Below are 24,983 nucleotides of genomic sequence, written 5' to 3'. Positions count from 1 at the left end.
GTTGAGGGATCGATGAAACTGGTCAGTAGCCGACGACCGCCTTGGTCTCGAGATACTCCTCGAGCCCATGCACGCCGTATTCGCGTCCGTTGCCGGACCGCTTGTACCCACCGAACGGCGCATGGCTGGTCCATGCCGGGTAGTTGATGTGCACCTGGCCGGCGCGAAGCTGCGCCGCCACGCGCCGCGCCCGCTCGCGGTCGCCGGACTGCACGCTGGCGCTGAGTCCGTAGACGGTGTCGTTCGCAATCGCGATGGCCTCGGCCTCGTCGGCGTAGGGAATGATGACCAGCACGGGGCCGAAGATTTCTTCCTGCGCCACCCTCATGCGGGGTGCCACATCCGAAAACACCGTGGGCCGTGCAAAGTAGCCGTGTGCCAGGCCGCCAGGCCTGCCCAGGCCACCGCAGACGAGCTTGGCGCCCTCTTCGATGCCGCTGGCGATCATCGCTTGCACCCTCGCGTATTGCGCGGCGTTGGCGATGGGGCCCATCGTCGTTTGTTCATCGCGCGGGTCGCCGAGCGTGATGTCGGCCACGGCTGCGGCGGCCAATGCTTCCACCTCGGCCAGGCGTGACGCGGGCACCAGCATGCGCGTCGGTGCGCTGCATGACTGGCCCGCGTTGCGCATGCCGGCCAGCACGCCCTTTGCCACCGCCTGCTCGAAATCGGCGTCGTCGAGAAGAAGGTTGGGCGACTTGCCGCCCAGCTCCTGCACCACGCGCTTGACCGTCACCGCGGCCGCCTGCGCCACGAGCACGCCCGCGCGGGTCGATCCGGTGATGGAGATCATGTCGACGCCCGGGTGTGCCGCCAGTGCCGCACCGACGACCTCGCCCGTGCCGCCGACGACGTTGAACACACCGGGCGGCGTGCCGGCATCGTGCATCACCTGCGCGAAGAGCTGCGCGCTGTAGGGCGACAGCTCGCTGGGCTTCAGCACCACCGTGCAGCCCGCGGCAATTGCCGGCGCGACCTTGGCCGTGAGCTGATACAGCGGCCAGTTCCACGGCGTGATCAGCGCACACACGCCGATCGGCTCCTTCGAAATCGCCATGCCGTTTTCGACGGAAAGAAACTTGTAGCCCTGCAGCACCTCGATCTGCGCGCGGACATGCGCAACGGCAAAAGGCACATGGGCAGCCCGGGCGAAGGCGATGGGAGCCCCCATCTCTGCCGCGATGGCTTGCGCGAACAGTTCCGCGCGCTCTTCCAGCAACGCCAGGATACGGCCCAGCAGCGCAAGCCGCTCGCCGGCGGTGCTTTGCGAGAACGTTTCAAAGGCGCGCCGGGCCGCGGCAACGGCAAGGTCGACATCCGCCGGCGAGCCGGCCGCGATGTGCCCGACGATCTCTTCGGTAAACGGGTTGACGACGGCGATGCGCGCGGCATGGGCGCGGTCCTGCCAGGACCCGTCGATGTAGAAGCGGGCATCGTCCATGCGTGGCTCGGCTGTGGTCACGGTGCTTTCCGGTCAGGCGATGACCCACACCTTGCGCACTGTCTCGATGGTGCGCCATGTGCCGATGTAGCCCGGCTTCATGATGAAGCAGTCGCCGGCCCTGTAGGTCTGCGGCGGCTGGCCTTGCTCGGTGATCTCGACCACGCCCGAAAGAATGTGGCAGAACTCCCAGGTGTCGCCCTTGATGGAGTGATTGACGCCGACGGTCGACTCGAACACGCCGGCGCGCACCGCGCCATCCTTCGCGCTGTCGACGTCCCAGTTGCGGCACACGACGTCGCCCTCGATGACGCGCTCCGCCGGCGGGCGGTATTCACGCGGCTCGCCGAGCTGGTCGAGTTTGAAGGGGACGAGAAGATTGGACATTGGGTGCCTGTTCGCAGAGGTCTGATGGTGGGCCAATGCTAAAGAAAGCACCGCCCGGGCCGATGCTGAACCGGGCCCCTGTAAAGGTGCGAAATGTGCGATTGCGGGCCTCCAACAGCGGATCGTGCGGCGGCGGGATCTCAGGGAATCTACGGATATATGATTCGCCGGACGGGGTTGATTGCACACCGTTTTTGTATACAAATAACGCACCCGATTCCACGACGCCCAGCTTGCGCCGGAAAAGCGGTCCCTCAATCCACCATTCGCACGAGGAAAGACCATGAGCACAGTTGTCAGCCAGGCCCCCGCGGGGGCGAGCGAAGCCGGCCATGCGCCGCATGCCGAATCCAACGCGCTGATCAAGCCGGGCTACCACCCGCGGCTGACCAACGAAGACCTGGCCCCTCTCAAGAAACAGACCTGGGGCCAATACAACATCTTTGCGTTCTGGATGTCCGACGTGCACAGCGTGGGCGGCTACATCACGGCCGGCAGCCTGTTCGCGCTGGGCCTCTCCAGCTGGCAGGTGCTGGTGTCGCTGCTGGTGGGCATCGTGATCGTGCAGTTCTTCTGCAACCTGGTGGCCAAGCCCAGCCAGGTGACGGGCGTGCCCTACCCCGTGGTGTGCCGCGCCTCGTTCGGCGTGCTGGGCGCCAACATTCCGGCCATCATCCGCGGGCTGATTGCGGTGGCCTGGTACGGCGTGCAAACGTACCTCGCATCGGCCGCCTTCATGGTGTTGGCACTGCACATGTTCCCCAACCTCGCGCCGTATGCCGACGTGGCGCAGCACGGCTTTGCGGGCCTGTCGACACTGGGCTGGGTGGCGTTCATGATCATGTGGGTATTGCAGGCCTTCGTGTTCTGGCACGGCATGGAAGCGATCCGCAAGTTCATCGACTGGGCCGGCCCGGCCGTGTACGTGGTGATGGCCATCCTCTGCGGCTGGCTGGTGTGGAAGGCGGGCTGGCGCAACATCGACCTGAACCTGGGCGGCATCAAGTTCCAGGGCTGGGACGCGCTGCCCGTGATGCTCTCCGCCATTGCGCTGGTGGTGAGCTACTTCAGCGGGCCGATGCTCAACTTTGGCGACTTCTCGCGCTACGGCAAGAGCTTCGACGCGGTGAAGAAGGGCAACTTCTGGGGCCTGCCGATCAACTTCGTGTTCTTCTCGCTGCTGACGGTGATCACCACCGCCGCCACGCTGCCGGTGTTCGGCGAGCTGATCACCGATCCGGTGCACACCGTGGGCAAGATCGACAGCACCACCGCCGTGGTGCTGGGCGCGCTGACTTTCATGATCGCCACCATCGGCATCAACATCGTGGCCAACTTTGTGTCGCCGGCCTTCGACTTCTCGAACGTGGCGCCGCAGCACATCAGCTGGCGCACGGGCGGCATGATCGCCGCGGTGGGCTCGGTGTTCCTCACGCCGTGGAACCTCTACAACAGCCCCGAGGTCATTCACTACACGCTGGACGTGCTGGGTTCGTTCATCGGCCCGCTGTTCGGCATCCTGATTGCCGACTACTACATCGTGCGCAAGCAGCGCATCGACGTGGACGCGCTCTACACCATGAGCCCCAAGGGCGAGTACTGGTACAGCGGCGGCTACAACCCGAAGGCCATACAAGCCATGATCCCGTCCGCGCTGGTGCCGATTCTTTGCGTGATGGTGCCCGCGCTGCGGGGTGGCGCGAACTATGCATGGTTCATCGGCATGGGCCTGGGCTTTGTCATCTATGCCCTGCTGAACCGCAGCAAGACTTGAATTACTGAAAGAGAAGAAAGGGCCGCGCCGTGCGCATCAAGATCATCAATCCCAACACCACCTGGAGCATGACCGAGAAGATCGGCGCCTGCGCCCGTGCGGTGGCGCAGCCCGGCACGGAAATCGTCGCGGTCAGCCCGGCCATGGGGCCGGTCTCCATCGAGAGCCACTATGACGAGGCGCTGGCCGTGCCCGGCCTGCTGCAGGAAATTGCGGCCGGCGAGCGCGACGGCATCGACGGCTACGTGATCGCCTGCTTCGGCGATCCGGGACTGAAGGCCGCACGCGAACTGGCGCGCGGGCCGGTGGTGGGCATTGCCGAAGCCGCCATGCACCTGGCCAGCATGGTGGGCAGCCGCTTCAGCGTGGTGACCACGCTGGGCCGCACCATGGGGCAGGCCTGGCACCTGGCCGAGATCTACGGCATGGAGCGCTTTTGCGCCAACGTGCGCGCCTGCGAGCTGCCGGTGCTCGAGCTCGAGGAGCCCGGCTCCAACGCACGCGAGCGCATCGTGGACGAATGCCGCCGCGCGCTGGAGGAAGACGGCTCCGACTGCATCGTGCTCGGTTGCGCCGGCATGACCGACCTGTGCGAGCACATCGGCGGGCTGCTCGGCGTGCCGGTGATCAATGGCGTCGCGGCGGGCACCAAGCTCATCGAATCGCTGGTCGCGCTGAAGCTGCAAACCAGCAAGCGCGGCGAACTGGCGCACCCGCTGCCCAAGACCATGAAGGGTGCGCTCGAGGGTTTTACCCTGCCCAGGTAGCTGGGCGTTCGGGGCGCGGCAACGGCCTTGCTGGGCCACAATCTCCGCATGCCTCGCGCCAGCTCCAAATCATCCGCCCCTGCCATCTCTCCCACTCCTGACGCTGCTGCCACCGCCGCGGCAGAAAACGCCGCACCTGCCGCAGACAAGGGCAGTTCCATCGAAAGCATCGCGCAGGACATCGCCACCGCCATCGTCGAGAAGCGCCTGCCTCCGGGCACTTGGCTGCGCGAAGAAGCGCTGGGGCGCGTCTATTCGGTGAGCCGCACCAAGATCAGGGCTGCCCTGCTCATGCTGTCGAAAGACAAGCTCATCGAGATCATTCCCGACAAGGGTGCATTCGTGTGCCAGCCCACGGTGCAAGAGGCACGCGAGGTGTTCGCGGTGCGCCGCATTCTCGAAAGCGAAGTGGTGCGCCTGTTCATTGCCAACGCCCGCACGCGCGACTACCAGGTGCTGGAGCAGCACATCCGCTTCGAGCGCACGGCGCTGCGCCAGACCACCACCACGGGCACCGTGCGCGAGAAGGTGCTGGGCGACTTCCACGTGGCGCTGGCCGAGGCCACGGGAAACAAGACCCTGGCCGAACTGGTGCGCGAACTGGTGGCGCGCAGTTCGCTGATTGCCATGCTCTACCACTCGTCGAACGACCCGCATTGCTCGTCGGACGAGCATTCGGAGTTTCTGCGCATCTGCCGCAAGGGCGACGTGGAAGGTGCGGTGCTTTGCATGATCGACCATCTGCAGCGCATCGAGGCCAGCCTGGAGCTGGGCACCGAAAAGCCGGACCGGCAGCTCGACCTGGTGAAGGCGCTGCTCGCCTAGAAAGCAAGCCGCCGCGGTGCGGGTTTTCCTGCATCCAGTTTGCCGCATAAATTGTATACAGTTTGGCGTACACACATTGTGGACGCCACGCCAAGCCGCGCCGCCCACGCATGTTCCCCTTGCTTCGCCAGGAGATGCACGATGACGGCCGAGACCTCTTCCCCTGTTCGCACAGTTCATCCGGTGGACCAGCGGCTGCCTTCCGGCAAGCTCGCGGCGCTCGGCCTTCAGCATGTGCTGGTGATGTATGCGGGCGCCGTCGCGGTGCCGCTCATCGTGGGGCGTGCGCTCAAGCTGTCGCCCGACGAGGTCGCGCTGCTGATCTCGGCCGACCTGTTCTGCTGCGGCATTGCCACGCTGATCCAGGCGCTAGGCGCCACTCAATGGTTCGGCATCAAGCTGCCGGTGATGATGGGTGTGACCTTCGCATCGGTCGCGCCCATGGTGGCCATTGCCAACGCCAACCCCGGCCAGAACGGCGCGCAGCTGCTGTTCGGCGCCATCATCGGCGCGGGCGTGGTGTCGATACTGATCGCGCCGATGGTGAGCCGCATGCTGCGCTTCTTTCCGCCGGTGGTCACGGGCACCATCATCGCGGTGATCGGCATCAGCCTGATGCGCGTGGGCATCAACTGGATCTTCGGCAACCCGGTGGGGCCGACGGCGCCCGCGCTGGTGGACCCGGTGTACGCCAAGTGGCTCGCGGAGGTCACGTCGCCGGGCAGTTCGATCCCGGCGGTGCCCAAGGGCTTTGCCATCATGCCCACGGTGCCCAACCCCAAGTACGCGGACCTGCCGGGCTTCGGCGTGGCGGCGCTGGTGCTGGTGTCCATTTTGCTGATCGTCAAGTACGCCAAGGGCTTCATCGCCAACATCTCGGTGCTGATGGGCATCGTGATCGGCGCGGTGGTGGCCTCGGCCACGGGTCTCATGACCTACGAGAAGGTCGGCAAGGCGGCGTGGGTGGACGTGGTGCTGCCCTTTCACTTCGGCATGCCGCAGTTCGACCCGATCCTGATCCTCACGATGACGCTCATCATGATCGTGGTGATGATCGAGTCGACCGGCATGTTCCTCGCGCTCGGCGAAATGACCGACCGCAAGATCACGCAGAAGGAACTCGCCAAGGGCCTGCGCACCGACGGCCTGGGCACGCTCATCGGCGGCATCTTCAACACCTTTCCGTACACCAGCTTTTCGCAGAACGTGGGGCTGGTGGCCGTCACGGGCGTGAAGAGCCGCTACGTCTGCGTGGCCGGCGGCGTGATCCTCGTCGTGCTCGGCCTGCTGCCCAAGATGGCGGCGCTGATCGAATCGCTGCCCACGGTGGTGCTTGGCGGCGCGGGCCTGGTGATGTTCGGCATGGTGGCCGCCACCGGCATCCGCATTCTTTCGGGCGTGGACTTCAAGGGCAACCGGCACAACGCAATGATCGTCGCGGTGTCGATCGGCATTGGCATGATTCCGCTCATTGCACCCAACTTCAAGCAGTGGATGCCGCATGGGATCCACTCGCTGGTCGAATCGGGCATTCTGCTGGCGTCGATCAGCGCGGTGCTGCTGAACCTGTTCCTGAACGGTGCCAAGCACGACGAGCAGGCGGTGATTGCCGCGGCCAAGCAGGCCGAAGCGCACTGACCGCCGCCCGTCAGTTCAGATCATCGCGAGCGGTGCCTTGCGCCGGGGCGGTGGATGGAGGCGGTCGAGCTCGGCGAGCGTGGCCGCGTCGAGCTCGAGGTCGGCGGCAGCAAGGTTCTCCTGCAGATGGGCGCTGCGCACCGCCTTCGGTATGGCAACCACGCCGGGCCTGGCGATCACGGCCGCAAGGGCGAGCTGCGCGGCGGTCACGCCGAGTCGCGCAGCCAACACTCCCAGCGCCTTGTCCGAAGCCAGCGCGCCCTGGTCGATCGGGCTGTAGGCCATCAGCGGCATGCCGCGTTCGCGCAGCCAGGGCAACAGGCTGAACTCAGGGCCGCGTTCACCCAGCGAAAGGTAGACCTGGTTGGCCGCGCAGCCAGGGCCTGGGCCCACCGCCTGCGCGAGTTCTTCCATGTCGTCCGTGTCGAAGTTGCTTACGCCCCAATGGCCGATGCGCCCCTTGGCGACCAGTGCCTGCATCGCATCGGCCGTTTCGCGCAGCGGATGGCTGCCGCGCCAGTGCAGCAGGTAGAGGTCGATCATGTCGAGCCCCAGGCGCTTCAGGCTGCGCTCGCAGGCTTCGGGCGTGCCGCGGCGGCTTGCGTTGTGCGGGTAGACCTTGCTGACGATGAAGAGCTCGTCGCGCCGCACGTCGCCGGCGCGCAGCGCCTCGGCCACGGCCTGGCCAAGCACCGTTTCGGCGCCGCCCTCGCCGTACATCTCGGCGGTGTCGATCAACCGGTAGCCCATGGCGATGGCGTCGCGCACCGCGGCCACTTCTGCCGCGCGGCGGTTCGCCGCCTCGCCCATGCGCCAGGTGCCGAAGCCGAGCACCGGAATGTCGCGGGCATTGGAGATAGGGAGTGTTCGCATGGCCAAATCGTAGCGGGTCGCATGCCCGAGGCAAGACTGTCGGTTGTCGGGCCAATTCCTACACGGCTTCAGCATCCCGCTGACAGAAGCCAAGGCTGCAACGGCGCAGTCTGGTTTCGGACGTGGTGAGCTCCTCTGGGTCCGGACAGTGCTTTTAGTGAGATTTGAGCAAGCACGATGTACCCGCAGCCAGACATGCCGGCGGACAAGCCAATGAGCCGCGCTCGTGGGCCAAAGCGCATGACATGAAAAGCACACCACGCCCCTCGCCCGTTCCGCCATCACAAGGAGAACACCATGGGCCACCAAGACCCTGCCTCCCGGCACGGGGGCACGCACCACTACATGATGTTTGCGCTGAACATGCTGCTCAGCCTCGTCATCATGTACTTCGTCATGTTTTCGATGATCGACGGCTGGGGCGACTTCCGCAACAACCTCAACATGTTCTACATGGCGCTCACCATGGTCGCGCCCATGGGCATCATCATGCTTGCGACGATGCGCGGGATGTACCCCAACAAGGCGGTCAACGGCGTGCTGTATGCCGCGCTTGCGATCCTCTTCGTCGCCGCGCTTGCCGGCACGCGGCAGCAGAGCGTGATCGGCGACAAGCAGTTCGTCGCCTCGATGGTGCCCCACCACTCCGGCGCCATTCTCATGTGCCGCGAGGCCAGCCTGAAAGACCCTGAGCTGGTCAAGCTGTGCGGCCAGATCTCCGATTCCCAGCGCAGCGAGATCGAACAGATGAATGCGATACGGGCCCGGTTGAACACCATGTAGGGCCCGGCGACTCAAGCGATCTCAGTGGCCTCCGCCCACATCCTGTTGAAAAAAGACTCCCGGGCCTTGTCGAACACGGCGCTTGAGTGAAGACCGACCGCGGACTCTATCCGCGTGGTCTTGCCGAAGTCAGCGCTGGAGACCCAGACCGTGTCCGGCGCCACGAGCACGACTTTGGCGTTGTTGCTGTGATGCAGCGCCACGCGTACATCGGGGAAGCGGAGCTTGAGCGCCCTCGCCTCCTTTTGCGCATCGGCATTCGCAATGATGAAGATGTCTCGCGGGCGCTTGCCCAAGGTCTGGGCGATGTATTCCGGGTCGGGAAGGGCCCCGGTCATGACCAGGACGGGGCCGACCACGCGCGCGATCTGCGACAGGCGCTTGTTCCACGTGCTTGTGCAAACGGAGATCTTCGCGTCTTCGCAGGAGAACGCAAAGCCGCCACTGTCGTCTCTGAAAATCATGGTGCTTCGAAAAATTGATGCGAAGGTAGCGGCTCAAGCACGAAGGCCGGCGCGCGCAAGGCCCACGGTTCCGATCAATGCGACAGCCAGGATGCTCAACGCCATCGCACCTCGCCAGGCCGCGCTCTCCGGACGTATTGCCACAGGCTCGAACATGGGCAGCTTGTCGTAGTGCTCCGCAGTCAACCCGCGGTAGCTCATGACCCGGGGCACGAAATAGGCACGCCAGGCGTCCTCGTATGAATTGACGGCTTTCACATGCCGCGCGTAGCGCGGGGCATCGATTCCTGCAAGCCGGTCGGCCGTCATCGCGAGCGCCATGCCCGGCGAAAGCCAGGACCATCGCTCGAGCAGAACAAAACGGCGCGCGCGGGTCTCGTCGAACTCCGCCATCAGCGGCCGGATCTCGCGGTCCTGGGCCAGGTACCTCGGCAGGAAGCTGACCGGCCAGGTATGGGTGCTGCGCCCGGCCGGCCGGTCAGCCGGGTGAGCGGCGTACCAGGCGGCCAGGTGCTCCTCCATATGCACTTCGGCGTCCTGCTGGGCCGCGCGCAGTTCGGCAACGGCCGTCAACCGCGATGGCATCGGCGCCTCACTGTCGGCAATGCCCGCCAAGGCCGCGGGTACGACGAACGTGGCCAGCAGCCACGCACCGAGCATGCCGAGCGCGGCAGCGCCGGACGACACCGGCAGCAAGCAGAACAGCCCGGCCAATGCGGTCCAGCAGACGGTGAACGCGCCCAGTGTCGCCAGCCAGACCACCGCGGCGTGCCAGGTCGAGCCCGGGTCCAGCGCAAACGCCAGCAGCGACGCACCGGCGGCCAGTGACCAGGCCGCCGCCGCGCGAATGCAGAGCGCGATCGCGAACACCCTCCAGGGTCGCGCGCATTGCGCAACCACGAGCCGCCACCGGCCCTGCTCCCGGTCCTCCTGCACCAGTCCGTAGCAAAGCCCCAGGATGGCGAGCGGCAGCAGCAGCGCGACCAGCGTCGCGAAATCAGGCGGGCCCAGGTCTTCGAGCAGCGGGTTCGAGATCCGGTCGCTCTTGCGGGCGTCGGTATGCCGGCTCTCGGCCGTGACGCGCATCGTCGGGCTCAGCAACTCGAATGCTCCGGTTCCAAGGGCAAGGCCGCCGAGCGCAGGCAGATGCGCGGGCGGCGCGTTGAGCCGGGCGAACTGGAATGCGGCCATCATTGCCTTGGCGTCACCCCTCGGCGCGGCGGCGCTCGTTTTGGCTGCCGCCTCGCGCGCCTGTGTTCGCGCCTGTTCCCACGTGGCCATCTCCTGCGCATTCAGGAGCCGCAATTCCCTGGCGGCAAGCCCTGACCAGAGCGCACTCACGCACAGCAGCGCGGCGAAAACACCCGACACCCAGAGATGCGTGCGCTGGCGAACGAAGCGCCGCCATTCCGCACGCAAGATGAGGTTCATCATGGCCGCAGCCTCCGCACGGCAAGCACCAGCAAGCCGCAGGCCGCCATCGCCCAGGCGAGCAGCAAGCCGAGGTCGGGCAACGCTGCGCGCAATGTGAAAGCGATGTTGGGCGGCGTGTAGTGAAACGCATCGACCGACCGCCACAGCGCGTCGCCGGCGTACTTGTCGTCGAACGAAGTCAGCCCGCGGGTGTTGTCCATGTCCCACTGGTCGATCTTGATGTTCGCGCGGCGGCGGTACTGCTCGGCCGCTTCCTCGAAGTGGCGCTGATGCGCGAGGTCGGTGCCCGAGAGCTTCATCGAGATCGCACGCATGGCCGTCGTCGGGCTGAGTGCCGAGGCAATGCGCGCAACGCTCTCCTGCATTGCGTAGCGATCCCAGAGGCGACCGAAGTGGATCGCATGCACGCGGTCGGCGTAGGCGTCGCGCTCCATCCGGCGCAGCGCATAGGCGCCGAAGGGTAGGTCTTCCAGGCGACGCACGTTGTGCTGGCGCAGAAGCTCCGCATCGAAACGTTCGTTGCGCACGGCCAGCGCGCCATCGCCCGGCAGGCCTTCGGCGTAGTCGCGCTGGATGTCGCCCCAGAAGCGCTCGGCCGTCGGCAGCGGTGCAGCGGCCTGCGCGCTCGCGGCACCCAGGCGCGGCACGACGAAGACGAAGGCGATCCACAGGCCCAGCAAGACGAACAGCGCGCGCCGGCTGCTCGCCACCATGGCTGACACCGCCAGCGCCAAGGCTGCAAAGACACCGCAGTAGATCAAGAAGGTGCCCGCCAGAACGGCCGCGCGCCATACGGTGTCCGCGCCAGGCGATGCGCCTGCCGTCACCAACGCAAGACCCGCCCCCACTGCGGCCAGCGGAACCAGCGAGACCACCGCGAGCAGCGCCAGGAACTTTCCTGCCAGCAGCGTGCGGCCCGGCAAGCCGGCGCTGTGCAGCATGCGCAAGGTTCCGCTTTCCCGTTCCAGGCTGACGGCGTTGAAAGCCAGGGCGACGATCAGCAACGGCAGCAGCGCCTGCAGCACGAAGGCCGGAGTGAAAAACCCGAAGCGCACCGACGGCGGCTCGTCGGCCGCCGGACGGAAGCGCGTCATGTTGCGCCGATGCGGTTCGAGCCAGAGCGCCTGGCCCAGGTAAGGGCCGAGACCGGGATCGACCACGGCCAGCGGCGAGTCGGGGCGGAAGGCGTAGAGGCCGAAATGCGCGCCACGATGCGGGTGCTTGTCGCCCTGCGAATCCCACTGCTGGCGCACCAGTTCACTGACCTGCGCCTTCTCGTGCGCAAGCCGCCGCTGCTGCTGGGCCGAAGCGAACAGCAGGCTGGCCAGCAGCAGCGACATCGAGACGGCAAGCACAACAAAACGCCCGTCGCGAACGAGCGCGCGCAGTTCCTTTCGCAGCACGGCGGCGGCCATCATGCGACCGACTCCAAGGGCGCCGCGCGCGTGTGAGCCAGATAGGCGCGCTCCAGCTCGTCGTGGCTGACGGTGTGCGTATCGAACTGCGCGACGAGACGCCCTTCCTTCATGATTCCGATGCAGTCCGCAACCTGCTTGGCGTTGAACAGGTCGTGCGTGGCCATCAGCACGGCCATGCCGGCGTCGGCAGCGGCGCGCACGCGCTGTGCAAAGTCGTTCGCGGCACCAGGGTCGAGGCCCGAGGTGGGCTCGTCGAGCAGCATCGCCTTTGCATGTTTGGCATGCGCAATGGCAAGGCCGACCTTTTGCCGCATGCCCTTCGAGTAAGTCGCGACACGCGCTGTGTGCGACGCCGCTTGCAGACCGGCCTGGTCCAGCAGGGCACGTGCGGCCGCATCGGCCAGCGGCACGCCACCCAGCGCACAGAAGTACTGAAGGTTCTCGATGCCGCTCAGGTACGGATACAGCGCCACGTTCTCGGGCAGGTAGGCCAGATGGCGCCGCGCCGCAGCAGCGTTGCGGAGCGGATCGACCCCGGCGACCTGGACGCTTCCGGCCGACGGCGCCACGAAACCCAGCAGTGCGTTCAGCGTGGTTGTCTTGCCCGCCCCGTTGCCGCCGAGCAGCGCGTAGACGCTGCCGGCCGGCACGCTCAAGTCGAGTCCGTCGATTGCGCGGCGCCCGCCCAAGGTGACGACCAGCCCTCGCGCCGAGAGCACTTCGTGATCCATGCGGCGCCTCAGAAAAAGTACCGCATGGACGCGCCGACCTGCGTGCGCGGCTGCGGCGACACCAGCAAGCCGGCCGCGGTGCCGTAGGCGATGTCGCTCGCAAACCGCCGCGGCTGAAAGATCGCGAAGACCGAGAACTGAAACTGCTGCCAGTCGTAGGTTGCCTTGAGGTCGTAGCGCGTATAGGTCGGCATGGTTCGCAGCTGGGTCTGCGGCGTGCCTTCGTAGTACGGATTGCCGGAGGTCAGATAGGCGTCGGCATTCACGGTGAGCCGGCCTTCGCCCAGGCGTTGGCGGTACTCCGCTCCCAGCTTGACCTGGTGCCGCGGCACCGACAACCGCTCGCCGGTGTTGGGCAGCGGGTTGTTGACGCGCGCCTCGAGCACGCGGCCGTAGCTGCCGTAGACCGACCATGCGCTGTCGATCCGCAGCCGCGATTCGAGCTCGAAGCCCTTGCGCGTGGTCTCACCCACAGACTTGAACGAGCCATCCGCCTGCGCGACGATTTCATCTTGGTTGAGCGTGTGATAGACCACGCCCGAAGCGCTCCACGATGCGGTGGGCGACACCGTGAAGCCCAGGTCGTGGGACTTGACCTTCGAAGGCGCCACGTCGAACACCGCGCCGCCGCGCGCGCCCAACGGCCCGGTCGCGCCGCTGCCGCTGATCTGCTCCGCGGCGGGCGATCGAAAGCCCTCGGCAATGTTGGCGAAGATGTCGAGCTTCGGCGTCACGCTCCACACCGCACCGATCTTCGGTGTCGTCACGGCACTGGTGTAGTCGGTGGAGGCGGCGGGCAGTTTGCGGTTTCCGATGTCGTAGTCGAGCCAGTCGCGCCGCACGCCGCCGAGCAGCTTGAAGTTCTGCGCGAGCTTGTACTGCCCTTGGGCAAACAAACCATAGGTCAGCAGATCCAGCTCCTGGTTGTTGATGTAGCTGGCCGTCGGCACGCCATTGCGCCAGACGCGGCGCAGCGCATCGCCCTTGTCGCGCCGCAGTTCGCCTCCCACGAAAAGCGAGGCCGCATCGCCGAAGACGAAGTTCTGCGCCAGCCGCCCGCCGTAGAAGTGGCGGTCGTCCTCGCCCACTGTTTGCAGAACGCTGCTTGTCGAGGTGCCGCGCACCCGTTCGAAAGTCTCGCCATAGGCCGTGGCGTACCAGCCTGCCTCGCCGCTGGCTGGTGCGCGATTGAAGACCAGTGCCGTGCGTTCGCCGCTGCCGAAGCCCGGCAGGTTGAATTGGGTCGATCGGGGGTCCACAGTGCCGCGCTGCAGATCGGGCAGCAGCAGGTAGCCGGGCGCTCTCGACTCGGAGCGGTAGTGGTTCACGCGCAGGCTGTACAGGCCATCGCCCAGCTGGGTCGAGAGCTTCCAGAACAGGTTGTCCCGCTCGATGCGGCCATCGCGCCGGTAGCTGTCCGTGCGATAGGCATCGGCAATGAAGAGCGACTGCACGTCGTTGAAGCGGTTGGACAGCACCAGCGACCCGCGGCGCCCGCCGTAGCTTTCGAGCGAGATTCCGACGCTCGACGAGGCGGGAACCGTTTGCGTCGTGATGCCCACCGCGCCGGCGCGGTTCTGGTCCCCGTACAACGCCGAGACCGGTCCCTTGATCACGTCGATGCGACCGATCATGTCGGGCGTCAGCCACTCCAGGAAGGCGGGGCCATGGCCGGCGCCGGCCTGGCTGGACGGCATGTTCTGGGGCACGCCGTCCACATACACGGCGGTGTCCGCGCCGTGCGTTCCCTGGGTGGCGAAGCCGCGCATGCGAAAGCCGTTGCCCGTGTCGCCCTGGTCGATGTTGTTGGCGACCACGCCGGGTACGCGGCGAAAGATGTTCGAGATGTCCCGCCCGACGTTGAGCGTGCCGAGCTCTTCGGGCGTGATGACCGTCACGCCCGCGGGCAGGCCGGTGCTGTCGGTGGTGACTTGCGTGCGCTTGCCTTGAAGGCCGACGCGGTCGCCTTCGGCGGTCACGCGCACTTCGTTCAGCGTGCCGGCCGGCGCTTGCGTCTGCGCTGAAGCGAGCAAGGGCGTCGCAAGGGCGAATGCGAAGGCCATGGGTGCACGGCACCCCAGAGATGGTGAGTTCATGAAAGGAGGAAAGAAGACGTCAGGCAGCAGCCACGCTGGCGCGCGGCCAGCGTCTGCAACGAACTCAGGTGGGCCGCGCTGCTTGCGCGGCGGCCTCAGACGCTCTGTGGCGGGCCCCGAGGCGAGGCGCCCCGATACACGGGGGCTGCAATGACGTGCGCCGGCGCCTGGCGTTGGCGCTGGAGACGTGCAGGCGGTGGGCTGGCCGGCAGCTCAGGCCTGGAAGCCAGCAGCACCTGGTGGGCGTGCGCCATGCACCCGCTGCAATGGCAGGGCGCCTCGCCACCTTCGTTGCCGTCGTCTTCGCTTCCGCCATCCGCGCTGTGGAGATGCTGGAAATGCCCGGACGCCGAAGCCTGATGTCCGCCCCCCGTTTCCGCACCATGCGGCGTGCCCGCGCCCGCGTTGATGAACGCGACCGCAAGAACCAGCCAGAGAAGAAAACGAGAAATGCGCATGGCGGAAAAGCGTGGATCATAGCGACGAACCCGCTAATTGCAAATCCATTCTCATTTGCGATTACCATCGGCGCGTGGAACGTCATACACGCCAACGCGATGCGGTATTGACCGCGCTGTCCGTCAGCCGGCGGTCTCTTACCCCGCAGGAGATCTGCGAGCTTGCGCAGCGCTCGGTCCCTCGCCTGAGCCTTTCAACGGTCTATCGGCAACTGAAGAGCCTGCTGGAGGACGGTGAAATCGTGGGCGTCGATCTGCCGGGCCAGGCCACGCGCTACGAGGCGCTGTGCGAGTCCGATCATGGCGAGCCCGGCCACCATCACCATCACTTCCACTGTGGCGATTGCGGGCGCGTGTTTCCGATTCACGGCTGCCCCGGACGCATGGAAGACCTGGCGCCCAAGGGTTTTCTGGTGCAGCGCCACGATCTGACGCTGCACGGGCGATGCGCGGATTGCGCGAGTGCCCGCTCTCGCCGGTGACGCTGAGCATGCCCTCGAGCGGAACTCTGCGCGGCATCACCGCAATGTTGTTGGCCTGCGCCTTCTTCGCCTGCATGGACGCGCTGCTCAAGAACCTGGCCGGGCACTACCCGCCCGTGCAAGTGATGGCACTGCGCGGCCTCACGGCGCTACCGCTGGTGTGCCTGTACATCGCGTGGCGGCGCGAGGCAGCAGGCGTTTTCAACCGTCGGCTGCGTTGGCGCCTGCACCTGCTGCGCACCGGGCTGAACATGACGATGCTTGTGCTCTTCGTCCATGGCCTGAAGTCCTTGGGCTTGGCAGAGGCCTACACCCTTACTTTCATCGCTCCGCTGCTGATGGTGCTCATCGCCGTGCCGATGCTGGGCGAGCCAGTCCTGCCGCGGCACTGGGTCGCCATCGGGCTGGGCTTCGTCGGTGTCGTGATCGCGCTGCGGCCCGAGCAGGGGGCCTTCCTCTCGGTGGGCGCTCTGGCGATCCTGGCGGCCGCAGTGTGCTACGCGCTGTCGAACATGCTGGGCCGACTCATCAGCCGCACCGAATCGAGCGCCGCGCTGGTCTTCTGGACCACCGCCGGCATGGCTGTGGGTGGTTGCCTGCTATCGGCGCCGCAGTGGGTGCCGATGCAGCCCCAGCACACGTGGGTGCTGGCGGGTTTGGCCATCAGCGGCTTTCTGGGCCAGATGGCCATCGCTGAAGCCTTCCGCCACGGCCAGGCCGCCGCCATCGCTCCCTTCGAATACAGCGCCCTCGCCTGGGCGCTTGTGCTGGACTGGGCATTCTGGCAAGCCACGCCCGATGCATGGACGCTGGGTGGCGGTGCGCTGATCGTTGCGAGCGGACTGTGGGTGGCGCGAATCGAGGTGCCAAGGCCCGCGCGGCAATCCGAATAGGCTCTGGGGGTGCATTGGAACGGCTCGTCGACGATGGCGGCCAAACCTACAGCTCAACACCAACTCAGTGGTTGTGCCGTCAGCTTGTAATTGCGGCCGGAGAGTCGAAGCAGCTTGAATTCGTTCTTGCGGTCGAGGCTCAGATGCGTACGGATTTGCGACACGCACGTGGAAAGCGCGCGTGAAGGATCGGAGGCTCGAGAACTTTTCCAATAGGAATTCAGGAGAAATTCCTGGGAAACGGCCTGCTCCAAGTTGCAGAAAAATGTAAAGGCGACGGCGAACTGCCGCGGGTGCAGGTGAAGTCGCTCGCCTTTCACGAGAACGAGATTGCTGCCATTCAACGCGAAGTGATAGTCACCCCAAGTCGCTGCCTGTATCGGGCTGGGTCCGAATGTCCCTGCAGCGGAGGGCCCAACGACGGAGCGATGCCCGCAGATGCCCACGAGACGCTGAATCGTCTCGTTCTCGATGTAACGAGCGTCCTGAATGGTGTTCTCCTTCGGGGCCGACATGCAAACAGCAATGCGACGGTGTTGTCGCGACAGACTCACGACCTTCCGCCTCCAGGGTCGACGGAATGTCGCAGCCGGCCCGCGTGTCCCGAGGTATTCCCCGGGACTGCTCCTATCAACAGGAGCATGCAGGTCGGTTGCAAACACCCGCACCCAACCGACTGAGGGCTGCCGGTGAGTTACTTGGCCGTCGCTTTGGACACGAGATCCAGGCACTGCTTCCGGCGCCAGACGGTCTCCCGCACGGTTTTCTTTCCTTCGTCGAACACGACCTTGTATTGGCACACGAGGTAGTTGCTGGATTCGGGCAGGCGGAACTTGAAGTTGTAGTCCCATTCCGGACCACGCGGCCCCTGCGAATCACGCAGCGGTTGCCCCAAAAGGCTTTGCACCTGGGCCGCTGCCACGCCTACAGTGATCTGCCGGAATGCCGCCGGCTGCGTGACCACACCATCGCGCAAGAAGGGTTCACGGAAATCGGGGCGCCGCGCATCGACGTCGCGGTATTCAAGCTTGTTTGGGTTGCTGACCGGATCGACCGGATTGTCCCGTGCAGCAGCAGGAAGCGCTCCTGCGATCAGCGCGAGGCTCAGCACGAGGCCGGACACGGGGTTGATTCGGAAAGAATGCATGGAAAGGCTCCTCATATTTCAGGGTGGTTGCAGGAATGGATCAACGCTCACGCAGCGCTTCTCGCGCGCGGTTCAGTGGTTTGGTCAGGTAGTCCCAGACGGTTTTCTGGCCGGTCCGGATGTCGGCCGTGGCGACCATCCCCGGCACAATGGGAAAGCGCTTGCCGTTCTTGCTGACCAGCGCATCCGAATCGGTGCGCACCAGCACGGGGTAGTAAACGACTTCGGGCTTGACCTCGTCACGCAGGGTGTCCGGGGCGATGTTCACGACCTTGCCGTCCAGGCCACCGTAGATTGAGTAGTCGTATGCGGTGATCTTCACCAGTGCGTTCTGGCCGGGATGAATGAACGCGATGTCGCGTGGCGAGATGCGCACTTCCACCAGCAATTGGTCATCGAGCGGTACCAGCGTCAACAACGAACCGTTGGGCGGCACCACGCCACCGATCGTGGTGACGTCCAGGCTCTTGACCACGCCACGCACGGGCGACTGCAGCGTCAGTCGATCCAGCATGTCCGCCCGCCCACGCACCACGGAAGACAGCGACTTGACCTCGGCATCCGCCTTGGCCAGTTCCTCGCGGCTGCGCACCATATAGCTGGAGCGCGCTTCCGCAATCTTGAGCTCGAGTTCGGCACCCTGGCGCTGCAAGCGGATCAACTCGACATTGCTGGCGGCCCCGCTGGCGACCAGAGAGCGGGTGATCTCCAGCTCGCGGCGCACCAGCCCCAACGCTTGGCTCAAGCCGCCCACGGTCTCGGCGAGGCCCGCACGCCGCGAACGGAACAGGGCCGCCTCCGAGGAGGTCAGCTGCGGCCAATCCTTGAGCTCAGCCGGAAAGTTGAGCTCCCCCTGCCCATTGACTTCCGCGCGCAGGCGCGCACTGCTGGCGAGCGCCGCGCGATATCGCGCCGCGGACTCTTCCACGTTCGACTCGCCGCGGGTTGGATCGAGCTGGGCGAGCACCTCGCCCTTCTCGACGATCTGACCTTCACGCACGCGCAGTTCGGTCAGGATGCCGCCTTCGAGGGACTGGATGCGCTGTTCGCGCGAGCTGGGAATCACCTTGCCTGTGCCGCTGGATACTTCGTCGATCTGGAAGTACCAGGCCCAGGCGAAGAACGCCGCCAGGAACACCGCTGCCAACCACACGATTCGACCGGACTTGCTGGCGCGAACTTCATCGTAGTCGTCCAGGTTCGCAACGCCCGCTGTTCGGCGCATCGCATCTGCAGCCGGGTGAGGCCTGATCTTCAGACCTGCGTTCATGATGCATTTCTCCCAGATTGTTCGTCCTGCGTGCGCGTGGCCTGGCCCTGCACCTGCACGCGATGGATGACCCGTGGCAATTCCGGCTTCGCAGCTGCGTCCGGAGAACTCGCGGATGCACCTTTGCGCAGTTGCGCCAGCACGTCGTCGCGCCTGCCGTCCATCACGACGGTGCCGCGATCGACCACGATGACACGGTCGACTGCATCGAGCACGGCCGGGCGGTGGGTCGCCACGACGAGCGTTCGACCGGGCGCCATGGAACGCAGTGTCGCGATGACCTCGCGTTCCGACACTTCGTCCAGCGTGGCAGTCGGCTCGTCGAGCAGCAGCACGCGCGGCTCTCGCAGCATCAGGCGTGCGAGAAGCAGACTCTGCCGCTGACCGCCGGAGAGGCTCAGGCCTCCCTCTTGCACTGGATGATCCATGCCCGCAGCAAGCTGACACACGAAGGCCCATGCGCCCACGGCGCGCAACGCAGCGATCAGTTGGGCGTCAGTGGCATGCGGCGCGCCCAGCGTGAGATTTTCCCGAAGCGTGCCGTGAAAGAGCCGGGCGTTCTGCGTCAGGAGGGCAACGTCCCGCCGCACGTCGGCAGGATCGATATGCGCCAGGGCCACGCGATCCAGCAGCACCGTGCCGGCTGCGGGCTCGAGCAACCCCGACAGCGCCTGCAGCAGCGTGGACTTGCCCGCGCCGTTGCGTCCGAGTATGGCGATGCGCTCTCCCGCGCGGATGTTCAGCGTCTTCACGCTGAGCACCGGCGTTCGGCCATCATGGGTGAACGCGGCCTCCCGGAGCTCGTAGTCGCCTTGCAGAGAGGGACGATGGATGCGCGTGCTGTCGGGCGCATGGTCGACCGGCAATTGCATCAGCTGGTCCAGGCCCTGGCTTGCAACCCGGGCCTGCTGCCACCGATTGAGCACCTGGGTCACGCCCGCCAGCGGTGCGAGCATGCGGCTCACCAGGATCGAGGCGGCCACCAGCACGCCCGTGCTCATCTCGCCGGCAATCACCATCGGGGCACCGAAGAAGATCACGACGGCGAACGCCCCCCCCTGGACCGTTTGCAGCCAGTTGTTCAGGCCGTTGAGCAGCGCGCGCAGCTTCAGGCCCGATTCGGCGTTGACGGCGTTGTAGTGATTCCATTGGTTCTGGAACCGGGGTTCCGCCTGGAGCACCTTGATGTCCTCGATGCCCTGCACCGCCTCGACCAGCATGGCACTGCGCAGCGACGACTCGCGCATGCTGGCCTGTGCGAGCTCCCGCAACCGGCGCTGTGCCAGCAGGCTGGGAAGCAGCAGCAGCACGAACGCCGCCAATGGCACCAGAACCAGCGGACCGGCGATGAACCAGAACACCACGCTGAACAGCAGAAAGAACGGCAGGTCCGCCGCCGCCGTGACGGTCGTGGAGGTGAGCATTTCGCGCACAGGTTCCAGCTCTCTGATCTGCGAGATGAAGGTGCCGGTCGCGCGAGGGCGCGCCGTGTTGCGCACGCGCAATGCGTGCCCGAAGACGCGGTCCGAGATCCGCAGGTCGGCGCGCTTTCCAAGCGCATCGGTGATGTGCATACGCGCACCGCGCATCATCGATGCGAAGAGCAGTGACAGCAGGACGCCGCCGAACAGTACCCAGAGCGTCGGCGTCGACTGGGCTGGCACCACGCGGTCATAGACCTGCATGGAGAACAGCACACCCCCCAGGGCCATCAGGTTCGTGATGAACGACGCGATCAGAATGTGCGCGAAGGGCCGCAGGTCGGCGAGCACGATGCGGCGCAGCCAGTGGCGCTCGACCGGCTTGATATAGCCGTCCACGCGCGAATCCGGTGCCGACTGCAATGGGCGAAGCACGGCCATTGCCTGCACATGAGGCTGAAGCTCTTCGATGGTGCGCGTACTCTCCGCCCCCTGATCTCCGCAGAAGGCCAGACGCAGCCCCTCGGCCGTGATGGCCGTGACCACGGCCACCTGATCGCCATCGAGCTGAACGACCACGGGGAGACGCCAGGGACTGAGTGCATCCAGGCGAGGCGCCATGTCGCGCAGTGCGAGGCCGGCCTGCTGCGCCATCCGGCGCACGCTCTCTTGCAGCGTCAGGCTGCTGTCCCAGTCCGCCGCGACGCGGATGCGTTCGCGCGACGCATCGAGCTGGTAGTGAGCGGCCACGGTCAGCACCGCGTCCATCCAACCCTGCGCGACGCCGGAGCGTCCACGTGCAGCCGCTGCCGGTGAGGCCTCCACTGCCTCGTTGTTCCGGGTCGGCGAGACGTTGGCACTCATCGCACGCTCCCGGCCACGCTGGCGCTCAGATCGTCGATGCCGAACGCCGCGCGCAACCGCCCCGTCTGATAGAGGCATTGCACCGAGAGGCGCTGCAGCTCGTGCGCGCTTTCTACTTGCTCGAAACGCACGGCGTGGTACTCCTGCTCGGCATTGAGCAGATCAAGGAGCGAGCGTGTTCCCAGCTGCAGGTACTGTTGCTTGTACAGATCGCGGGTCGAACGGATGCTGTCGGCCCGGGCCGCCAACACGGGCAAACGCTGGACCTGGCCCTGCGATTGGGCGAGCGCATCCTCGAGCGACTGACGCGCCGCCAGCTCTGCCTGGGCCCGCGCCGCATCTGCCGCGCTCAGCGCGTGTGCAGCGGCGCGCTTGCGCGCCTGGTTGCCGCCGCCTTCGTACAGCGGCGCGGAGAAGTTCAATCCCACGGTGGTGTTCAGGCCGTTCTCGCCCGGCAGGCGTGAGCGGGCATCCAGGCCCCGGCCCGCCGAACCCTCCAGCGACAGCGTGGGCAGGAGCTGCGCCTCGGCAGCGCGAAGGTCCGCCTTGGCGATCTCGCGCTGGGCGTCGGCAAGCTGCACAGCGGGTGGATTGATCTGTTGCGTGTCCGTGCCCGCTCGGCAAGCCGCGTCGAGGGCGGCCGGAGGCGCATCGGTGATGTCGACCTGCGAGCGAGAGCCCGTGAGGTGCATCAGATTCACGCGCCACCGGGCGAGCTGCGCATCCGCAGTCAGCTGCTGGGCACGGGCCGCCTCTACGCGGGATTGGGCCTGGACCACATCCGAGCGCGAACTCGCGCCCATCCGGCCGCGCTCCAGCACCAGATCGGCCAGTGCCTGAACACCATGGATTTGTTCGCGCGCGATCTGAGCCAGTTCCTTCTGCCGGTGGATCTCGATCCACGAGAAGGCGGTCTCGCGCGCCACATCATCCGCGGACAGCAGGGATTGCGCCTTGGTGGCAGCCACCGAAGCCTCTGCCTGTTGCACCGCGCTTGCGACTTTGCCGAAGTCGTAGAGCATTTGAGACACGGACAGTTCGATCGTATTCAACCGGCGGCTCTCATAGGAGCCGATGTTCCGATTACTCAGTTGCGAGTTGATGCCGCCGCGCAATTGAGGGTAATAGCCCGCACGCGCGGTTTCGATGCCTTCGGCCGCCTGCAGGATCTGCTGCGCGGTGGTCCGGACACTGGGATGCCATTCGACCGCTGCCCGCATGGCCTGGGGCAGACTCAATCGCATGGATTGCACCGCGTCGGCTGGAACCTGCGGATGTCCGGGTGAGCCTGGCATGACCTGCGCCTGTACCACGCCCGACAGCGCCAGCAAGCAGGCTCCGACCGCCGCGGGAGCAGTCGCACGCTTGCGCCGAGCGCCTATGAGAAAAGGAAGCATGGAATGAGAAGAGAAAAAAAGAAAACCGGACGAATGACCTGCAGAGAACGGGTGAGCCCCTCGACTTTCATCGCCATCCACCAAGCAGCCTCGCTGCCACCTGCCGAGCGGTTGCTCGGCGAGGTGGCATCCGCCCTTGGCGGCAAGCGGCTCTGCGGAGCAGCGCCGCGCCACTTGGTCAGCTGCTAGGCGTACATTGCCGCAGCGTGGTGCAGCTCGTCGTCGAGCGCAGTCGCCACCGGCGGAACGAAGGTCGGCGAATCTGCGCTGAACGATCCTGCGCCGGTCACCGTGTGCACGCCCGTCGCCGTATGCGTCGAGAGGAAAGCGGCGTTGAGCAGTCCATCGAAGGACGACCCGGAACTGTCGCCCGAACTCAGCAGATTCGCCTTCCACGCGGCGTAGTCCATTTGGCTCGCGTCCTCCTGCGCTTCGAGGCCATCCACAGCCTGCAGCCCCAGCGAGTCGGCGGCCATGAAACTGAAAGTGGAGGGTGGCGCAGCATTGCCGAATGTGACGTTCAGCGTCTGGGTCGCAACGTTGCTCACATCGCCATCCCGGTCCGTGACCTGATAGGTGATGGTTTCCGTGTAGTTGGCCGGCAGCGCCTGGTAGTTGAATTCGCCTGTCTCGAGCTCCACGGACAGCGTCCCGCCTGCCTCTGTGGTCACCGTCAGCGTTTTCGCAATCGCATCGAAGACGTAGTCGGGGGCGCTTCCATCCGGCGTCACGATGAGCTGGCCGGTGGCGGTGTCGTAGGCATAGACGTCGCCGTCGATTGTCAACGTGGAGACATAGCCGCCATCCCCTCCGAATCCTTGGCCCTCTCCGAGGCCGCCGGTCAGCAGGTTGCCCACGGCCGGTGGACTGATCGTGCCTTGGAGCACATCGTCCAGCTCGCTGGTGTCGCTGATGATCAGGCCGTCCTTGTCGGTGCCATCCGGATCCGTGCTGCCGTCGTAGGCAATCGGATTGACCTGCGCCGCGTGTCCCGCATTGAGGCTGTTGCCGATGCCGACCGCGTACGAATCGATGTCCCTGCCGGCCAGGAACGCAGTCCATGTCGCTTCCCGGTCGGGCGTGATGCCTGCACCGGCGTTGGGTTCGCCGTCGGTGAAGAAGTACGAGACATTCTGAACATCAGGCCCAACCAGCTTGCCAGTGGAGTCGTAGCCGGTGGCACTCATGGCAGCCTGCAGCGCGGACCAATAGTTGGTCGTTCCACCGGAGGATAGTGCATTGATGGTCGAGATCGCCGTCCCCGCGTCCATCCAGTTCTCATAGGCCTGGCCGCTCGTGCTGAAGGTCACCAGCTTGACCATCACGTCGCCGTAGTCGTCATAGCCTTGGATCAGCTTCTGGATGGCCTCCTTGGCACGCTGGAGCCGGGTGGGGGCCTCCATGGCCATGCTGCCCGACAGGTCCAGCACCACCATCAGGTTCGTCTGGAGCGGCTCGACGTTCACGGAGATCTGACCGTCGCCGAGCACCGGCGCGTCGTCTTGCACACCGACATTGAAGGTCGCCGGCGCACTGTTGTTCACGCCGTCGCCGACGGTGGCCGTGAAGGCGAGGGACAGCGCGTCCGTTCCACCTGCCGGGTGGTCCATGGGGCCTGTCAAAGTAGCCGTATACGTCGCTGCAAAATTGCCCGGGCTCGTTTCGCTCACGGAGCCCACCTGCACCGTCATGATCGAGGTCACAACCCCGCCGATCACCGCGGTGCCGGTCAGCGTGCTCGAGGCGGCATCCCAGTTCCATGTCACGGGTTGCCCCTGGGCGGTGATGCCGGCCGGGCCACCGAGCGACACGACAAGATCGGAGGCCACGGTGCCCGAGTCGCCATCGGCGAACGAGAGTGTCCCCTGCGTCACGGCGGAGTGGTCGGAGCCCTCGTAGATACCGCCAGGCAAGGCATCCTCGTAGACAGGCCCTGCCGATGTCGCGCTCACCGTGGGCGCTTCATTGAGGTCCTGCTCCGCGAGGTTGACAGTGATGTCCGTCGCGCCGCCGCCGCCGTCGGTGGCCCGCACGGTGAGCGTGTGGACGTTGGGGCCGGCTTCATAGTTGTTGGCCTGCGCACTCACACCCGTCGCAGTCAGGGTAATGCGGCCATCGGCGTCGATCGCATACCACCCGTTTTCGTTGCCGGCCGTGATGGCGTAGGTGGTCGACGGGCCGTCCACGTCGGTTGCTCTCACAACGCCCAGGACGTCTGCTTCCGTGCTGTTTTCGTCGTACGAGAACGAATAGCTGCCGGTCGGATTGTTGTCTCCACCGACGAACACAGGCGCATCGTTGACCGGATTGATCGTCACTTCCACGGTGCTCGTGGTCGTGCCACCGTTGCCGTCGCTGACAACGACAGTGAAGCTGTCGGTGCCGTTGAAGTTCGTGCCCGGCGTGTACGTGTAGGTGCC

At 65.8% G+C, this 24,983-nt stretch carries 22 protein-coding genes; 7 read left to right on the top strand and 15 right to left on the bottom strand.

What is annotated here, in order from left to right:
* Positions 1–22: 22 nt before the first annotated feature.
* Both V9K97_RS03910 and V9K97_RS03905 read right to left on the bottom strand, forming a co-directional pair.
* Positions 23–1,441, bottom strand: a complete 1,419-nt coding sequence (locus V9K97_RS03910; RefSeq protein ID WP_337316486.1) for an aldehyde dehydrogenase family protein — start codon at positions 1,439–1,441, stop codon at positions 23–25.
* A gap of 33 nt (positions 1,442–1,474) precedes the next feature.
* Positions 1,475–1,828, bottom strand: coding sequence for a cupin domain-containing protein (locus tag V9K97_RS03905; RefSeq protein WP_258501808.1), 354 nt, complete (start codon positions 1,826–1,828; stop codon positions 1,475–1,477).
* 283 nt (positions 1,829–2,111) lie between these two features.
* Between V9K97_RS03905 and V9K97_RS03900 the strand changes: the two genes are divergently transcribed.
* From V9K97_RS03900 to V9K97_RS03885, 4 genes are all read left to right on the top strand, one after another.
* Complete coding sequence (locus V9K97_RS03900; RefSeq protein WP_337297875.1) at positions 2,112–3,602, top strand: NCS1 family nucleobase:cation symporter-1; 1,491 nt, start codon at positions 2,112–2,114, stop codon at positions 3,600–3,602.
* Positions 3,603–3,631: 29 nt separating this feature from the next.
* A complete protein-coding gene (locus V9K97_RS03895; RefSeq protein ID WP_337316342.1) occupies positions 3,632–4,369 on the top strand; it encodes an aspartate/glutamate racemase family protein in 738 nt (245 codons plus the stop codon).
* Between the two features lie 48 nt (positions 4,370–4,417).
* Positions 4,418–5,194 carry a GntR family transcriptional regulator gene (locus tag V9K97_RS03890; RefSeq protein ID WP_258501811.1) on the top strand — a complete coding sequence of 259 codons (777 nt, stop codon included), beginning with the start codon at positions 4,418–4,420 and terminating at the stop codon, positions 5,192–5,194.
* 141 nt (positions 5,195–5,335) lie between these two features.
* Positions 5,336–6,832, top strand: a complete 1,497-nt coding sequence (locus tag V9K97_RS03885) for a nucleobase:cation symporter-2 family protein (RefSeq protein ID WP_337316339.1) — start codon at positions 5,336–5,338, stop codon at positions 6,830–6,832.
* Between the two features lie 15 nt (positions 6,833–6,847).
* Here V9K97_RS03885 and V9K97_RS03880 read toward each other — a convergent pair whose 3' ends face one another.
* Positions 6,848–7,705 (bottom strand): aldo/keto reductase, encoded by an 858-nt coding sequence (locus V9K97_RS03880; protein ID WP_337316337.1) that lies wholly within the window; start codon positions 7,703–7,705, stop codon positions 6,848–6,850.
* A 297-nt stretch (positions 7,706–8,002) separates the two neighbouring features.
* On the opposite strand from V9K97_RS03880, the gene V9K97_RS03875 reads away from it, so the two are divergent.
* Positions 8,003–8,488 carry a DUF305 domain-containing protein gene (locus V9K97_RS03875; RefSeq protein WP_337316335.1) on the top strand — a complete coding sequence of 162 codons (486 nt, stop codon included), beginning with the start codon at positions 8,003–8,005 and terminating at the stop codon, positions 8,486–8,488.
* A gap of 11 nt (positions 8,489–8,499) precedes the next feature.
* Here V9K97_RS03875 and V9K97_RS03870 read toward each other — a convergent pair whose 3' ends face one another.
* From V9K97_RS03870 to V9K97_RS27270, 6 genes are all read right to left on the bottom strand, one after another.
* Complete coding sequence (locus V9K97_RS03870) at positions 8,500–8,952, bottom strand: hypothetical protein (RefSeq protein WP_337316333.1); 453 nt, start codon at positions 8,950–8,952, stop codon at positions 8,500–8,502.
* Between the two features lie 33 nt (positions 8,953–8,985).
* Positions 8,986–10,386 carry a DUF3526 domain-containing protein gene (locus tag V9K97_RS03865; RefSeq protein ID WP_337316330.1) on the bottom strand — a complete coding sequence of 467 codons (1,401 nt, stop codon included), beginning with the start codon at positions 10,384–10,386 and terminating at the stop codon, positions 8,986–8,988.
* Positions 10,383–11,804 carry a DUF3526 domain-containing protein gene (locus tag V9K97_RS03860; RefSeq protein WP_337316328.1) on the bottom strand — a complete coding sequence of 474 codons (1,422 nt, stop codon included), beginning with the start codon at positions 11,802–11,804 and terminating at the stop codon, positions 10,383–10,385. Before V9K97_RS03860 ends, V9K97_RS03865 begins: the two co-directional genes overlap by 4 nt.
* Positions 11,801–12,535, bottom strand: coding sequence for an ABC transporter ATP-binding protein (locus V9K97_RS03855; RefSeq protein ID WP_337316326.1), 735 nt, complete (start codon positions 12,533–12,535; stop codon positions 11,801–11,803). The genes V9K97_RS03860 and V9K97_RS03855 overlap by 4 nt, the downstream gene beginning before the upstream one ends.
* 8 nt (positions 12,536–12,543) lie before the next feature.
* On the bottom strand, positions 12,544–14,631 hold the full coding sequence (locus tag V9K97_RS03850; protein WP_337316324.1) for a TonB-dependent receptor: 2,088 nt from the start codon (positions 14,629–14,631) through the stop codon (positions 12,544–12,546).
* A gap of 95 nt (positions 14,632–14,726) precedes the next feature.
* Positions 14,727–15,089: a DUF2946 family protein gene (locus V9K97_RS27270; protein ID WP_443098608.1), complete on the bottom strand. Its 363-nt coding sequence runs from the start codon at positions 15,087–15,089 to the stop codon at positions 14,727–14,729.
* Between the two features lie 74 nt (positions 15,090–15,163).
* On the opposite strand from V9K97_RS27270, the gene V9K97_RS03840 reads away from it, so the two are divergent.
* Both V9K97_RS03840 and V9K97_RS03835 read left to right on the top strand, forming a co-directional pair.
* Positions 15,164–15,571, top strand: a complete 408-nt coding sequence (locus V9K97_RS03840) for a Fur family transcriptional regulator (RefSeq protein WP_337297885.1) — start codon at positions 15,164–15,166, stop codon at positions 15,569–15,571.
* Between the two features lie 8 nt (positions 15,572–15,579).
* Complete coding sequence (locus V9K97_RS03835) at positions 15,580–16,464, top strand: DMT family transporter (protein ID WP_337316484.1); 885 nt, start codon at positions 15,580–15,582, stop codon at positions 16,462–16,464.
* Positions 16,465–16,517: 53 nt separating this feature from the next.
* Here V9K97_RS03835 and V9K97_RS03830 read toward each other — a convergent pair whose 3' ends face one another.
* From V9K97_RS03830 to V9K97_RS03805, 6 genes are all read right to left on the bottom strand, one after another.
* Positions 16,518–16,979, bottom strand: coding sequence for a winged helix-turn-helix domain-containing protein (locus tag V9K97_RS03830; protein ID WP_337316322.1), 462 nt, complete (start codon positions 16,977–16,979; stop codon positions 16,518–16,520).
* A 179-nt stretch (positions 16,980–17,158) separates the two neighbouring features.
* On the bottom strand, positions 17,159–17,611 hold the full coding sequence (gene bamE, locus V9K97_RS03825; RefSeq protein WP_337316320.1) for an outer membrane protein assembly factor BamE domain-containing protein: 453 nt from the start codon (positions 17,609–17,611) through the stop codon (positions 17,159–17,161).
* Positions 17,612–17,651: 40 nt separating this feature from the next.
* Positions 17,652–18,881 (bottom strand): HlyD family efflux transporter periplasmic adaptor subunit, encoded by a 1,230-nt coding sequence (locus tag V9K97_RS03820; protein WP_443302529.1) that lies wholly within the window; start codon positions 18,879–18,881, stop codon positions 17,652–17,654.
* Entirely contained in the window at positions 18,878–21,070 is a 2,193-nt protein-coding gene (locus tag V9K97_RS03815) for a type I secretion system permease/ATPase (protein WP_443302576.1), read from the bottom strand. Before V9K97_RS03815 ends, V9K97_RS03820 begins: the two co-directional genes overlap by 4 nt.
* Positions 21,071–21,162: 92 nt before the next feature.
* Positions 21,163–22,563: a TolC family outer membrane protein gene (locus V9K97_RS03810; protein WP_337316316.1), complete on the bottom strand. Its 1,401-nt coding sequence runs from the start codon at positions 22,561–22,563 to the stop codon at positions 21,163–21,165.
* 185 nt (positions 22,564–22,748) lie between these two features.
* Positions 22,749–24,983, bottom strand: a 2,235-nt coding sequence (locus V9K97_RS03805; protein ID WP_337316313.1) for a VWA domain-containing protein, incomplete at its 5' end; no start/stop codon positions are given.

This window comes from Variovorax sp. CCNWLW186 (genome assembly GCF_037203865.1).
Lineage (GTDB): Bacteria > Pseudomonadota > Gammaproteobacteria > Burkholderiales > Burkholderiaceae_C > Variovorax.
The sequence above is the reverse complement of the archived record's forward strand: the minus strand, read 5'-3'. Positions and strand labels throughout refer to the sequence as shown.

Bases quoted from the DNA above. Each gene is read 5' to 3' on its own strand.
- V9K97_RS03830 (WP_337316322.1), bottom strand. From the start codon at position 16,979: ATGTCGGCCCCGAAGGAGAACACCATTCAGGACGCTCGTTACATCGAG.
- bamE (WP_337316320.1), bottom strand. From the start codon at position 17,611: ATGCATTCTTTCCGAATCAACCCCGTGTCCGGCCTCGTGCTGAGCCTC.
- V9K97_RS03835 (WP_337316484.1), top strand. From the start codon at position 15,580: ATGCCCTCGAGCGGAACTCTGCGCGGCATCACCGCAATGTTGTTGGCC.
- V9K97_RS03865 (WP_337316330.1), bottom strand. From the start codon at position 10,386: ATGATGAACCTCATCTTGCGTGCGGAATGGCGGCGCTTCGTTCGCCAG.
- V9K97_RS03910 (WP_337316486.1), bottom strand. From the start codon at position 1,441: ATGGACGATGCCCGCTTCTACATCGACGGGTCCTGGCAGGACCGCGCC.
- V9K97_RS03905 (WP_258501808.1), bottom strand. From the start codon at position 1,828: ATGTCCAATCTTCTCGTCCCCTTCAAACTCGACCAGCTCGGCGAGCCG.
- V9K97_RS03855 (WP_337316326.1), bottom strand. From the start codon at position 12,535: ATGGATCACGAAGTGCTCTCGGCGCGAGGGCTGGTCGTCACCTTGGGC.
- V9K97_RS03890 (WP_258501811.1), top strand. From the start codon at position 4,418: ATGCCTCGCGCCAGCTCCAAATCATCCGCCCCTGCCATCTCTCCCACT.
- V9K97_RS03815 (WP_443302576.1), bottom strand. From the start codon at position 21,070: ATGGACGCGGTGCTGACCGTGGCCGCTCACTACCAGCTCGATGCGTCG.
- V9K97_RS03860 (WP_337316328.1), bottom strand. From the start codon at position 11,804: ATGATGGCCGCCGCCGTGCTGCGAAAGGAACTGCGCGCGCTCGTTCGC.
- V9K97_RS03820 (WP_443302529.1), bottom strand. From the start codon at position 18,881: ATGAACGCAGGTCTGAAGATCAGGCCTCACCCGGCTGCAGATGCGATG.
- V9K97_RS03885 (WP_337316339.1), top strand. From the start codon at position 5,336: ATGACGGCCGAGACCTCTTCCCCTGTTCGCACAGTTCATCCGGTGGAC.
- V9K97_RS03850 (WP_337316324.1), bottom strand. From the start codon at position 14,631: ATGAACTCACCATCTCTGGGGTGCCGTGCACCCATGGCCTTCGCATTC.
- V9K97_RS27270 (WP_443098608.1), bottom strand. From the start codon at position 15,089: ATGCGCATTTCTCGTTTTCTTCTCTGGCTGGTTCTTGCGGTCGCGTTC.
- V9K97_RS03875 (WP_337316335.1), top strand. From the start codon at position 8,003: ATGGGCCACCAAGACCCTGCCTCCCGGCACGGGGGCACGCACCACTAC.
- V9K97_RS03870 (WP_337316333.1), bottom strand. From the start codon at position 8,952: ATGATTTTCAGAGACGACAGTGGCGGCTTTGCGTTCTCCTGCGAAGAC.
- V9K97_RS03900 (WP_337297875.1), top strand. From the start codon at position 2,112: ATGAGCACAGTTGTCAGCCAGGCCCCCGCGGGGGCGAGCGAAGCCGGC.
- V9K97_RS03880 (WP_337316337.1), bottom strand. From the start codon at position 7,705: ATGCGAACACTCCCTATCTCCAATGCCCGCGACATTCCGGTGCTCGGC.
- V9K97_RS03810 (WP_337316316.1), bottom strand. From the start codon at position 22,563: ATGCTTCCTTTTCTCATAGGCGCTCGGCGCAAGCGTGCGACTGCTCCC.